9 protein-coding genes and 1 pseudogene are annotated in these 12,814 nt (G+C 63.9%); 6 read left to right on the top strand and 4 right to left on the bottom strand.

Going from position 1 to position 12,814, the window contains the following annotated elements; genetic code table 11:
* The first annotated feature begins 51 nt into the window (after positions 1–51).
* The 3 genes from treA (at position 52) to ACCQ09_RS03190 (ending at position 3,588) form a co-directional block, all read left to right on the top strand.
* Positions 52–1,725, top strand: coding sequence for an alpha,alpha-trehalase TreA (treA, locus tag ACCQ09_RS03200; RefSeq protein WP_014509068.1), 1,674 nt, complete (start codon positions 52–54; stop codon positions 1,723–1,725).
* A 353-nt stretch (positions 1,726–2,078) separates the two neighbouring features.
* Positions 2,079–2,774, top strand: a complete 696-nt coding sequence (locus ACCQ09_RS03195; protein ID WP_012437307.1) for an AIM24 family protein — start codon at positions 2,079–2,081, stop codon at positions 2,772–2,774.
* Positions 2,775–2,925: 151 nt separating this feature from the next.
* On the top strand, positions 2,926–3,588 hold the full coding sequence (locus ACCQ09_RS03190; protein ID WP_014509069.1) for a hypothetical protein: 663 nt from the start codon (positions 2,926–2,928) through the stop codon (positions 3,586–3,588).
* Between the two features lie 78 nt (positions 3,589–3,666).
* Here ACCQ09_RS03190 and ACCQ09_RS03185 read toward each other — a convergent pair whose 3' ends face one another.
* The 3 genes and pseudogenes from ACCQ09_RS03185 to ACCQ09_RS03175 all read right to left on the bottom strand — a co-directional run bounded on the left by ACCQ09_RS03185 (position 3,667) and on the right by ACCQ09_RS03175 (position 7,168).
* Complete coding sequence (locus ACCQ09_RS03185; RefSeq protein WP_040942219.1) at positions 3,667–4,584, bottom strand: CorA family divalent cation transporter; 918 nt, start codon at positions 4,582–4,584, stop codon at positions 3,667–3,669.
* Positions 4,585–4,746: 162 nt separating this feature from the next.
* Positions 4,747–6,126, bottom strand: coding sequence for a D-serine/D-alanine/glycine transporter (gene cycA, locus ACCQ09_RS03180; protein WP_040940565.1), 1,380 nt, complete (start codon positions 6,124–6,126; stop codon positions 4,747–4,749).
* A 682-nt stretch (positions 6,127–6,808) separates the two neighbouring features.
* Positions 6,809–7,168, bottom strand: a pseudogene (locus ACCQ09_RS03175) (hypothetical protein).
* A gap of 173 nt (positions 7,169–7,341) precedes the next feature.
* Here ACCQ09_RS03175 and ACCQ09_RS03170 point away from each other — a divergent pair.
* Positions 7,342–8,988: a glycoside hydrolase family 6 protein gene (locus ACCQ09_RS03170; protein WP_029217054.1), complete on the top strand. Its 1,647-nt coding sequence runs from the start codon at positions 7,342–7,344 to the stop codon at positions 8,986–8,988.
* A gap of 393 nt (positions 8,989–9,381) precedes the next feature.
* Positions 9,382–11,154, top strand: coding sequence for an expansin EXLX1 family cellulose-binding protein (locus ACCQ09_RS03165; RefSeq protein ID WP_011038627.1), 1,773 nt, complete (start codon positions 9,382–9,384; stop codon positions 11,152–11,154).
* Positions 11,155–11,630: 476 nt separating this feature from the next.
* Here the strand turns inward: ACCQ09_RS03165 and ACCQ09_RS03160 are convergent, their stop codons facing one another.
* Positions 11,631–11,855, bottom strand: a complete 225-nt coding sequence (locus tag ACCQ09_RS03160) for a hypothetical protein (protein WP_011038628.1) — start codon at positions 11,853–11,855, stop codon at positions 11,631–11,633.
* 172 nt (positions 11,856–12,027) lie between these two features.
* On the opposite strand from ACCQ09_RS03160, the gene ACCQ09_RS03155 reads away from it, so the two are divergent.
* A complete protein-coding gene (locus tag ACCQ09_RS03155) occupies positions 12,028–12,798 on the top strand; it encodes a transporter substrate-binding domain-containing protein (RefSeq protein WP_019237225.1) in 771 nt (256 codons plus the stop codon).
* The last annotated feature ends 16 nt before the right edge of the window (positions 12,799–12,814 follow it).

Genomic DNA, 12,814 nt, shown 5'->3' with positions numbered 1-12,814 from the left:
CCACTTCGGTCGTTTACCATGCCGCACGCCCCCGCCCGTTCTGGAGATGCCATGAGCGCTGCTGCGCCCCCGTGCTGCACCTCGTTGCTTGGTCTGTCGCTGAGCATGTTCGTTGCGCCCTGCGCCCTGGCGGCCACGCCGCTGGAAGGTGCGGTGGTCAGCGCGCCCGCGCCCACGCCGCCCACGCCCGATCTGGCGTATCCGGAGCTGTTCCAGGCCGTGCAGCGCGGCGAGCTGTTCGACGACCAGAAGCATTTCGTCGACTTTCTGCCGCTGCGCGACCCAGCGCTGATCAACGCCGACTATCTGGCGCAGCACGAGCATGCCGGCTTTGACCTGCGCAAGTTCGTGGATGCCAACTTCGAGGAATCGCCGCCGGTACAGACCGATGCGATCCGCCAGGACACCGCGCTGCGCGAGCACATCGACGCGCTGTGGCCCAAGCTGGTGCGCAGCCAGACCAACGTGCCCGCACACAGCAGCCTGCTGGCGTTGCCGCACCCGTACGTGGTGCCGGGCGGACGCTTCCGCGAGGTGTATTACTGGGATTCGTACTTCACCATGCTGGGGCTGGTGAAAAGTGGCGAAACCACGCTGAGCCGGCAGATGCTGGACAACTTCGCCTACCTGATCGACACCTACGGGCACATCCCCAACGGCAACCGCACCTACTACCTGAGCCGCTCGCAGCCGCCGTTCTTCTCCTACATGGTGGAACTGCAGGCCGGCGTGGAAGGCGAGGCGGTGTACCAGCGCTACCTGCCGCAGCTGCAGAAGGAATACGCGTACTGGATGCAGGGCGGCGAGGATCTGCAACCCGGCCAGGCCGCACGCCATGTGGTGCGACTGGCCGATGGCAGCGTGCTCAATCGCTATTGGGACGAGCGCGATACCCCGCGCCCGGAAGCCTGGCTGCACGACACCCGCACCGCTGCCGAGGCGCATGACCGCCCGGCCGCCGATGTCTACCGCGACCTGCGCGCCGGCGCCGAAAGTGGCTGGGACTACACCAGCCGCTGGCTGGCCGACGGCAAGACGCTGAGCACCATCCGCACCACTGCGATCGTGCCGATCGATCTCAACAGCCTGCTCTATCACCTGGAACGCACCCTGGCGCAGGCCTGCGCGCACACCGGTACCGCCTGCAGCCAGGACTACGCTGCGCTCGCACAGCAGCGCAAGCAGGCCATCGACGCGCACCTGTGGAATGCAGCCGGCTACTACGCCGACTACGACTGGCAGACCCGCACGCTGAGCAACCAGGTCACCGCGGCGGCGCTGTACCCGCTGTTCGCCGGCCTGGCTTCGGACGACCACGCCAAGCGCACTGCCACCAGCGTGCGCGCCCGCCTGCTGCGTCCCGGCGGCCTGGCCACCACCGCGTTGAAGACCGGCCAGCAGTGGGACGAACCCAACGGCTGGGCGCCATTGCAATGGGTGGCCGTGGACGGCCTGCGTCGCTACGGCGAAGACGGCCTGGCCCGCACCATCGGCGAGCGCTTCCTCACCCAGGTGCAGGCGCTATTCGCGCGCGAGCACAAGCTGGTCGAAAAATACGGCCTGGACGCCGATGCAGCCGGCGGCGGCGGTGGCGAATATGCATTGCAGGACGGCTTTGGCTGGACCAATGGCGTCACGTTGATGCTGTTGAATCTATACCCCTCACCGGGCGCCACCCAGGCGCCGGCCAAGGCCAAGCGCAAGCCCGAGCCCGCCGCGCCCTGAGCGTGGCGGTGGTTGGCGCATGCCACGCCAGCAGCGCCGGCAGCACTGCGGCCTGATCGACGACGGCTGTTGGTAGGAGCGCGCTTGCGCGCGATGGCGCTTGACCGAGAGCGCCGCATCGCGCGCAAGCGCGCTCCTACGAGGCAGCTCGTGGCCTTCGTCACGCATCGCAACTGGCCACCGGCCAGCACATGCGGCGTGTGCGACAACGGGGCAGCTGTGAAGGGAACTGCACCTCAGGCAATCGGCCACGCGCGCGGAAGCCTGCGGGGCAGCGCATGCATCGCCCTGTCTGCCGTCAGGTACGCGGGCGGCGGGTATCATGCGCACTCTTTCACTTCCAGGACGGACCCATGGCCGTACGCACGCTCAACGAATTTCTCGCCCATTCCAAGGAAAAGGACGTCAGCCCCGATCCGTTCGAACTGGAAAACCCGCATCTGCTCGAGGTGCGCCTGGACGGCATGGTCTGGTCCAAGGCCGGCGCCATGGTCGCGCGCACCGGCAACGTCAAGTTCACCCGCGAGGGCCTGCTGGAACAAGGGCTGGGCAACCTGCTGAAAAAGGCAGTCAGCGGTGAAGGCATGCAGCTGATGAAGGCCGAAGGCCAGGGCCGCGTGTATCTGGCCGACCTCGGCAAGCTGGTCACGCTGCTGCGCTTGAACGGCGAGGCGATCTTCGTCAATGGCAACGACGTGCTGGCGTTCGAGTCGGGCGTCGAACACAAGATCACGATGATGCGCAAAGTGGCCGGCATGCTGTCCGGCGGCCTCTTCAACGTGCGCCTGAGCGGCCACGGCATCGTGGCGATCACCTCGCATTACGAGCCGCTGACCCTGCCGGTCACCGCCGCCAGCGGCCCGGTGTTCACCGACCCGAACGCCACGGTGGCCTGGTCCGGCACGCTGACCCCGGAGCTGGTGACCGATGTCTCGATCGGCACGCTGTTCGGCCGCGGCTCGGGCGAAAGCCTGCAGATGCGCTTCGCCGGCGAAGGCTGGGTGGTGGTGCAGCCATACGAAGAAGCCAGCTTCCAGGCCAAGGGCTGATACCCGTTGCCCAGCTGCGTATTGCGTGGTTGGGCAACACACATCCATGTCGGCCACGTTATCGCCAGCCGTAATCGGCGGCGATGCACGTTGCTTCGACAACGCCGTGTCGAGTGCAACGGTTCTGGCGCCACACGCGTGAGCGACGACAATGACGACGAAAGCCGAATTCAAAAAGCAGCTTCAGCATCGGATCGACGCCGCACTTGGTGAGCTGGGATACAGCTACAACAGGAGTCGGGCCGCGTTCGTCAAACAGACCGCCGCCTGCGAGGCCAGAATCGGTTACGACATCACCGCCGCCGGCTATCCAAAGAATATCGTCTCGGCCGATGTGTTGGTCTTTGTCGACCTGCCCGAGGTCAACCGCATTGGCGAGACGCTTTTCGCTCCTCCAGCGGTCAACCCGGCCACGCTCTGGGGAAACCTACGTCTGTTCACGCCAGCCAATAGCGCGAGGGACACCAGCTACTATTTCGACGTATCGGGCAATGGGGATCAGCACGTCAAAGCTCTTGTAGAGGACCTGGGCATCTTCGATGCATTCGCATCGAAGATTTTCGACCTCAGCGCACTGTCGAACACCCACCTTTCAAAACTGCCGCGCATCTATCGAAACTTTGCGGGAGGGCTGACTCATGACTACAAGTACGGCCTGCCGCAATTGATTTCCATCCTGCATGCATTGAACGATGAGTTTGCGCAGGCGCGCGCCTGCGCCGATCATGCAGCGCATCTCACCCTTGCCGAAAAATCGGCATTGCATGCATTTATCGATGCAAGAAACGCGCAACCAACCGGCACTACTGGTTAGCGCTAGCTGGTCGATTACCAGCTGCCAGCCAGCACCAACGCGTTGTGAAAACGGGCAACGCGCAACCTGGGCGGCGCATCACACCCATCCGCGCTTGCGGAACCAGGCCAGCGGCACCACCACGCTCAGCGCGATGACGCCCAGCGCCCAGTAGTACGCGTCGTGCCATTTGAGCTCGGGCATGTGCGCGAAATTCATGCCCCAGATGCCGACCAGCACCGTGGGCGGAATGCCGACCACCGACGCCACCGCCATCACCTTCATGACGTTGTTCTGCTCCATGTTGATCATGCCGAGCACGCTGTCGAGCAGGAACTCGATGCGGTCGTCCATGTGCTGCTGGAATTCGCTCAAGGTGGTCAGGTCCTTGTGCAGCAACCCAATGCGCCTGGGCGCATCGTCGCCAAACCACTCGGGGGCGGCGCCATCCAGGTACGTCACCAGCCGCAGCAGCCCCTGGCCTGCATTGTGCAGCCCACCCAGGCGGCGCCCCATGTCGCCCACCTGGTGCAGCATGCGCTCCAGCGCGCCCGTCTTGGTCTTGGCAGAGGTGTCGAACACCGCGCGCGTGGTCTCGGTGATCTCTGCTTCCAGCGCTTCCAGACGGTCCGCCAGGTGGCCGACCAGTTGATCGAAGATGCGTAGCAGCAGGTCGTCGCCGCCCCGGCAGGGCGCGTGCGCCAACCGCGCGGCCACTGCATCCAGCGAGCCCATCGGCTGCTCGCGTTGGGTGACCAGCATGTGCGCCGAGACTGCAAAGCCCAGCGGCGCGGTCGGGCCGTCGTCGTCCTGGAAGCGCGGCACGTTGAGGAACAGCACATCGCCTTCGTGCCGCACCCGGCTACTGAATTCGATCTCGCCGATCGCCGCGCGGTCGGGCAGCGCAAAGCCCACCCGCTTGGCCGCCTCGGCCAACTCCTGCGCCCTGGGCTGGCACAGGTCCACCCACCATCCCTGCGTGTGATCGGCGGCGGAGGTGGAGTGGATGGTGATCATGCGGCGGGCCATGGCGGAAGAATGCTGGCGAGCATCCGGTGCCGCCTCACCTGCGTCAACGCCGGCGGCTGTCTGCACTCAGCTGGCGGTCGTGTTTGCCCCATGTGCCCGCGACGACGCCACGGCCACGCCGCCGGCCGCATGCGGCGGCGCGGCCCATACTCAGCGAGCTGTGGGCAACTGGTTTCGCTTCACCCAATAGGCGATCGCCAGCACCAGAAACCACAGCGGGCTCACCAGCAGTGCGTGCAGTGTGTCGGGCTGCAAGGTCAGCAACACGATGATGAAGGCGAAGAACGCCAGGCACACGTAGCACATCAACACGCCACCGGGCATCTTGAACGCCGAAGCCGCATGCTGCTCCGGGCGCTTGCGCCGGTACGCGATGTACGCGCACAGGATCAACGACCACACGAACATGAAGAGCACGGCCGACAACGTGGTGACCAGCGTGAATGCGGTGACCAGATCGGGAATCAGATACACCAGCATCGCGCCCAGCAGCAGGCAGATGCACGAGAACAGCAGGCCGCGCGCCGGCACCGCTGCCCGCGTCAGCTTGGCAAAGCCCCTGGGCGCGTTGCGTTCTTCGGCCAGGCCGTAAAGCATGCGGCTAGTGGAAAAGATGCCGCTATTGGCCGATGAAGTGGCCGAGGTGAGCACCACGAAATTGATCAGGCTGGCTGCCGCCGGCACACCGGCCAGCACGAACAGCTCCACGAACGGGCTCTTGTCGGCCACCACCTGCCGCCACGGCGTCACAGCGATGATCGCGATCAGCGCCAGCACGTAGAAGATGAGGATGCGCACCGGGATCGAGTTGATCGCTTTGGGCAGATTACGCTGCGGGTCGGCGGTTTCCGCAGCGGTGGTGCCCACCAGCTCGATGCCAACGAACGCGAATACCGCGATCTGAAACCCGGCAAAGAATCCGCCGATTCCCATCGGGAACATGCCGCCGTCGTTCCACAGATTGCTCAGCGATGCCACGTGGCCGGAGGGCGACCGGAAGCCCCACATCACCAGGCCCGCACCGGTGATGATCAACGCGCAGATGGCGATGATCTTGATCAGCGCAAACCAGAATTCCATCTCGCCGAACAACTTCACCGTGACCAGGTTCAACGCCAGCAGTAGCAGCACGCACAGCACCGCCGGCACCCATGGCGCCAGTTCGGGAAACCAGAACTGGGCGTACGCTGCAATCGCGATGACATCGGCAATGGCGGTGATGATCCAGCAGAACCAGTACGTCCAGCCGCAGAAGAACCCCGCCCAGGGCCCGAGCAGATCGGTGGAGAAGTCGATGAACGACTTGTAGTCCAGGTTGGACAACAGCAGCTCGCCCATGGCGCGCATCACGAAGAACAGCATCACGCCGATGATCAGGTACACGAACAGGATCGACGGCCCGGCCAGGCTGATCGTTCTGCCGGAGCCCATGAACAGGCCGGTGCCGATCGCACCGCCGATCGCGATCAGTTGCAGGTGGCGGTTGGACAGACTGCGTTGCAGATGATCGGGCGCGGACGGGTCGGACATGGGCACGGCACCAACGGTGAGCAAGCCGACAAAAATACGAGATCGCGCCCATGCGTGCCAGGGGGCGCGCCTTATGCCAGGCTGTGGTGGACAGGTCCTCTGCAACGACCTGGGCAAGGCCCGCGTCGCAGACCTGCACCGCCCCAAGACCGCAACCAGCGTTCAGGCCGTACCGCGCTCCCGGCGGAGACAATCCGCACTGCATGCAGCTCAGTCTGCCGGTACCTGCTCACGCCATCTCGACCGTAGCGACCTCGCATCGAACCATCCCGAGGTCTTCCGACACCGGCATCCAGGTCAGACGCGCTGGTTCGCGTTCACTGCCAGGCACCGGGAATCGCAAGCTGTGGCGGAATGCCCCGGAACCACGACGCCAACCGAGACTGACATCCAACATAATCCAGGGAAATATACTTTTCCGCCCCACTCCTAAAGTCGAAAATAAAACATTTCTGGCAGCATTAAATAACTTTCGATATTATCTTTATGAATCAACTCTCCGAATAAACGATATCCGTCTGCGTTGGCGTTGGCGTTGGCGTCTCCACATAATCGGCATCTGCAATAACTCCACACCTTTCGCAGATGGTGAGCGTAGTCGTCCACAGTTCCAGGATCTGCTTTATTGTAGAGTTCGCTTTCTAGAGGCCGCGCACGGATTCGCGCCATCGATGCTGGCCTTCTACGTTCTTCGCCTCGCCAGACAGTCTCCCGTGCATCTCCAGCCACACCTTGCCTGCAAGGCCTGCTGCCGTTGTCGATCAATACGCCGGCCATGCCGGTCGATGGTCGCGGCAGGCGGGTCGACGAAAGCGGGCATGAGCCGCAACGACGCGGCACACAATCGCCCGGTGCGCCTGGGCGTCAGCCCGCTGCAGCTGCGCTCAAACGGGCAACGGAATCGACGCATTGCGCCGACCGATGCGCGAATACGGCGAGCAGCTTGAATGCGACATACCGCACCATCTCCTGCGCCGATCGCCCCCGGCGCAGGACCACCGATGCACGCGCATCTGGGGCGCGTTCGGTTGCGCACGTGCATCACTCACCCCGAGCGGGCATCCATCGAGAGAAACCACCAGTCACGGAGAATCACGCGACATCTTGATATTTCACTAATTACACACCGTTTCACCATTTCCCATCTCAAGGCGAAATTCAATGTCATCTTCGACAAACCTCCGACCCTGCGTCACATCCAAGCTCGCCGTTTCGTTGCTGACAGGCGCGCTGCTCGTTCCCGTTGCCGCATCCGCCCAGAGCCATGTCGACAACCCGTTTGTCGGCGCGAGCGGGTATCTCAATCCCGATTATTCGAAGGAAGTCAACTCGTCGATCGTCAAGGTCAAGGATGTGCAACTGAAAGCCAAGATGCAGGTCGTCAAGTCCTATCCGACCTCCGTCTGGCTGGATTCGATCAACGCGATCTATGGCGGCTCGCGCAACGCCGGCCGCCTAAGTCTGCAAGGCCACCTGGATGCGGCATTGGCGCAGAAAAAGGCCAATACGCCTATCACGGTCGGCTTTGTCATTTACGACATGCCGGGGCGCGACTGCCATGCGCTGGCCTCCAACGGCGAGCTACCACTGACGCAAGCCGGCTTGCAGCGCTACAAGACCGAATACATCGACGTCATCGCATCGACGTTGGCCAATCCGAAATACAAAGATCTTCGGATCGTCAACATCATCGAGCCGGACAGCCTTCCGAATCTTGTCACCAATCAAAGCACGCCCGCCTGCGGCCAGGCGGCATCCAGCGGCATTTACGAGGCCGCCATCAAGTACGCGCTCGACAAGCTCCATGCCACTCCCAATCTTTACAATTACCTGGATATCGGCCATTCCGGCTGGCTGGGGTGGGATAGCAACCGTAGCCCGGCAATTTCGCTATACACACGGGTCGTGCAGGGAACGGCAGCCGGTTTGGCCAGTGCGGATGGCTTCATCACCAACACCGCCAATTACACGCCGCTTCATGAGCCGAACCTGCCCAATCCGGACCTGACGATCGGTGGCCAGCCCATTCGCTCGTCCAACTTCTATCAATGGAACAGTTTCTTCGACGAATCGACCTATGCGGAAGCGCTCTACAACGGCTTCGTCGGCGCGGGTTGGTCCAGCAAGATCGGCTTTCTGATCGACACCGGTCGCAACGGCTGGGGCGGCAAAGCGCGCCCTGCATCTGCCAGCGGCAATGACATCAACACCTACGTGGACTCCGGACGCGTGGACCGTCGCCTCCATCGCGGCAACTGGTGCAATCAGAGTGGTGCGGGGATCGGCATGCCGCCGACCGCGGCACCCGGCGGGCATATCCATGCCTTGGTGTGGGGTAAGGGACCGGGCGAATCCGACGGCGCCAGCAAGTCCATCCTCAACAACCAGGGCAAGGGCTTCGACAGATACTGCGACCCGACCTATACGACGCCGGACGGCACGTTGACGGGTGCCTTGCCGAACGCGCCGATCGCCGGTAACTGGTTCCACGCGCAGTTCCTCCAGTTGGTCGCCAACGCGTATCCCGCCATCGGCACCTCGACCAAGGCGGCGCTGCAGTCGGCGTCGACCGACGCGGTGCCCGCCAGTCGGCCGACGGCGACCAAGGGGTTGACCGCCAATGCAGCGGATGGCGAGGTCAGGCTCAGCTGGTCGCCCGTTGCCGGTGCCACGGGTTACACGGTGCAACGTGTCGCCGACGCAACCGCTGCTCCCATCACCGTCGCATCGGGCCTGACCTCGCCCTCATATGTGGACCAGACGCTCACCAACGGCACCACGTACTACTACAAGGTAACGGCCAACGGCGCATCGGGTGCAGACGCGAGCTCGGTCACCGTGAGCGCGACACCGCATCGGTGATGCGATAACTGCGTTGCCACAGAGCGGTAGAGGCTAGTGTGCTCTACCGCTCCTCGGCCGCGGGAGGAGCGCTGCAACCACGATGGCGGCGCCTTGCGCCCGCCATTTCAATCGCTGTCGTGCTGCTCTACCTCTGTCTGGAGCGCGGCATGCGCTTCGAATGAGATGACATCGGAGCAGATGCCGTCGCTGGCGGAACGGGCGCTGCATGGCACAGGCTCGGTAGCGCCACGGCAAGCGGCGCAGCGTCCACTCCGTGCCGCTGACGGCCAACCCGGCCTGTGGCATGCCGGGACTGCATCGCGCGCGTTGCCGGGGAGCTGCGCCCTTTTGTCTCCACCCGCACAGGCCGCTTCGCACGCAACCGTACATAACACACTCCAGAAGACGTCCATGCCATCACATATCCATTTCTTGATCGCGCTCGCAACGCTCATCCCGGTCACCGCGCCGGCGATGCAGGTCAGTACGCAAGCTCCCCTTGTCGATGCAACAGGTCAGACGCTGCACATTCGCGGGGTCACCTGGCCCGGCTTCGATCGCGCCGGGTTGGCGGCCGTCGGCATGCGCAACAACACACTGGCGCAACTGCTGGATCGGATGCAGGCGTCAGACATCAATGCCGTACGTGTGCCGGTCTGCGCCGCTGTTCTGCAACGCGCCCCTGTGGCAGCTGCAGAAGTTGCCGGCGATTCCACGCTGCGCGGATTAGATTCCTTGCAACTGCTCGACGCAGTGGTGCATGCCGCAAGCCAGCGCGGGATGCAGGTGATGTTCGCGTTTGCAGATGGAGGCTGCGATGACCGCGCACCGCTCCTGGGCGCACAGCAGCAAGCATGGACGCGCGGCCTGGTTACGCTGGCACGCCGCTATGGCGGCAACGCCAATGTCCTGGGCATTGACCTTGGCAGCAGCGGCTATCGCAATGCCAGCTGGGCAGGAAACGCGGCGGATCAGGATTGGAACCGGGTAGCGTCGCGCGCAGTTGCAAGGGTGCTGGCGCAGGCACCGCGCTGGGTCGTCGGTGTGGAAGGTGTGGGCAGCAATGCGGTGTGCAGTGACCCAGAGCGCAAGGCGCCTGGCAGCAATCTTCAGCCGTTCGCGTGCGTGCCGCTGGACATCGCTCGCCGACACTTGGTGTTGATGCCGAAGTTGGCGGGCCCGGATCGCGATACGACCGATGCTTTCGCCGCACCCGGATTTGCGCAGGCACTGCCCGCCATGTGGCAACGCGACTTCGGCCAATTCGCAATCGACCATGCAGTGGTACCCGTCAGCCTCGGCGGTGGACTGGGCGATGGCGACCCGCGTGACCCGGCATGGCAAACCGCATTGAGCGGTTATTTGGCAAACGCAGGAATACGCAGCGCATTTCTCGGCAGTTGGGAAACGGGCAATGCCAACAACGGCGGCCTGTTGGCGCCGGATGGCAGCCCCCGCGCAGACAAACTGCTGATCTTGCGTCATGCCTGGGGCAGGTTACCCGTGATGCCCGCCATTGCGACAGCAACCGGCGACAGCACGAAGAATGCGAGTGGGAAGAAGCCGTGGAATAGTACTTTCACCGGCACCGCCACCGTGACCGGCTCCGGCTACTCTGGCGGCGCGCTCCTGCTGGACCCCATTCCGAGTGATGCCTTCATCACCGCGCTCAACCCGGTGCAACTGAACTTCGGTGGCGTCAAGGCCGCGCTTGCCGGCGCGTACCTGCAGGTGAACGGCCCCAAGGGCACCACCACGGTCTACGTGACCGACCTGTATCCGGAGGGCGCATCCGGCGGCCTGGATCTATCGCACAACGCGTTCGCGGCGATCGGCGACATGGTGCAGGGGCGCATCCCGATCAGCTGGAAAGTGGTACGCGCGCCGGTCACCGGCAACCTGCAATACCGCATCAAGGAAGGCAGCTCACGCTGGTGGGCGGCGATCCAGGTGCGCAACCACGCCTATCCGGTGGTGAAGCTGGAGGTGAAGCAAGGCAGCACCTGGAAGAACCTGCAGAAGATGGACTACAACCACTTCCTGGGCGAGCAACTGGGCAACCAACCGCTAACCCTGCGCATCACCGACATTCGCGGCAAGGTCCTCACCGATACCTTGCCACGTCTGCCAGAAGACGGCAGCAAGCCGGCGTATTTCGAACCGGGGCATGTGCAGTTTCCGTAGCGCGAACAGGTGGTTTGCCTGAACTGAGCGTTGGATTGGTTAACGGGCGTGGACTTGTTTAGATCGTTTGCTTGTCTAGAGCGACAAGCGCTTTCAGCGCCGCTAGTTGATCTCGCTGGGTCAGCCCGGTGCGTGCGAGTCGCTGTCACGCACCGGCTGTACGCACCGGCCGTCGCCACGTTGGTGCCCGTGCAACTGCTTCACACACGCAGCGCCAGAGACACAGTCATCAGCTTCAGCGAGCCAGCCTTACGCAGTTGCGCGCGTGTGGCCAACGCTTGGCCGCTCGAGTAGAGCACCGTGAATCGCCAGCAATACCGACCAAATAGCGGTATACGCTAATTGGCGCTGTTGTAAACGGCAATGAGGCCATGCTGTTATTACCATGCGCCTCTGGCAGCGAACGACGGCGCGGCCTCTATGCAACGTCGCATCGGCCTCTACTTGGGTAGTTTCGCCGGTGCAATCCAGGTGCATCAACCACCCGCCAGGCCACCACCGACGCGCCCGGGTAATGCCTGATCGTCGTCGTTCTCGGGGTTGTCGAGATCGCCCACTTCATCGTCGATACCGCCGCGCCGTGGCGAGGGGTCGTTCGAGGGCGGCAAGTCGTCGTCGCGTTGCGGCCCCGGCGTGCCGTGCAAGCGAAACTGCGAGACAACGGACGCAGGCGGATCGGTGTTGAGCGAATACAGGATCATGCGACATCTCCAGCTGGGAACCTGTGCTCGACGCTAGTGCGCGCAGCGCTAGCAGGCCGTGAGCCGCAGCGCGCGGGCGCTGACATGCCGTTGACGCTGAGCGCGCACCGCTGCGCTGTGGTTGCCTGCGGGCCAGTGGCTATCATGGGGCTCCGCCCTCCAGGCCGCCGTCATGCGCCCACGTCTTCTGATCATGCTGCTGCTCCTGTGCGGCGCCGCTACGGCAGCAGCACCGGCCTCGCGCCTGGATGCGGTGGTGCGCGCCGGCGTGCTGCGCGTCTGCACCACCGGCGACTACCGCCCGTATTCGCTGTTGCGCGCCGATGGGCAGTTCGAGGGCAGCGATATCGCGCTGGCACAGGCGTTGGCAGACAGCCTGGATGCGCGGGTGCAGTTCGTCCGTACCAGTTGGCCACAGCTGATGCACGACCTGCTGGCCGATCGCTGCGACCTGGCGGTGGGCGGCATTTCGGTGACCTTGCAACGGCAGCGCCAGGCCAGTTTCAGCAGCGTGCTGGATGTCGACGGCAAGATTCCGCTGGTGCGCTGCGCCGATCAGGCGCGCTATCGCAGCGTCGCCCAGATCAATCGCCCGGAGGTGCGTGTGATCGAGCCGCCCGGCGGCACCAACGAGGCGTTCGCACGGCGCCAATTGCCGCAGGCGAACCTGCGGTTGTTTGCAGACAACACCACCATCTTCGAAGAACTCCGGCAGGGCCGCGCCGACGTGATGATCACCGACGCCTCCGAAGCCACGTTCCAGCAGGCGCGCCTGCCCGGCCTGTGCGCGGTTGCACCTGAGCAACCCCTGCAATACAGCGAGAAAGCCTTCCTGCTCCCGCGCGACGACGCGGCATGGAAGGCGTACGTGGATCAATGGCTGCATCTGAGCAAGGCCAGTGGCGACTATGCGCGCATCGTCGAGCACTGGCGGGGGCGCTGACGATCACGCTGTGATG

The organism is Xanthomonas sp. NCPPB 2586, from assembly GCF_041475775.2.
In the GTDB taxonomy this organism is placed as follows: domain Bacteria; phylum Pseudomonadota; class Gammaproteobacteria; order Xanthomonadales; family Xanthomonadaceae; genus Xanthomonas; species Xanthomonas campestris.
This window is presented reverse-complemented; position numbering and strand designations above follow the sequence as displayed.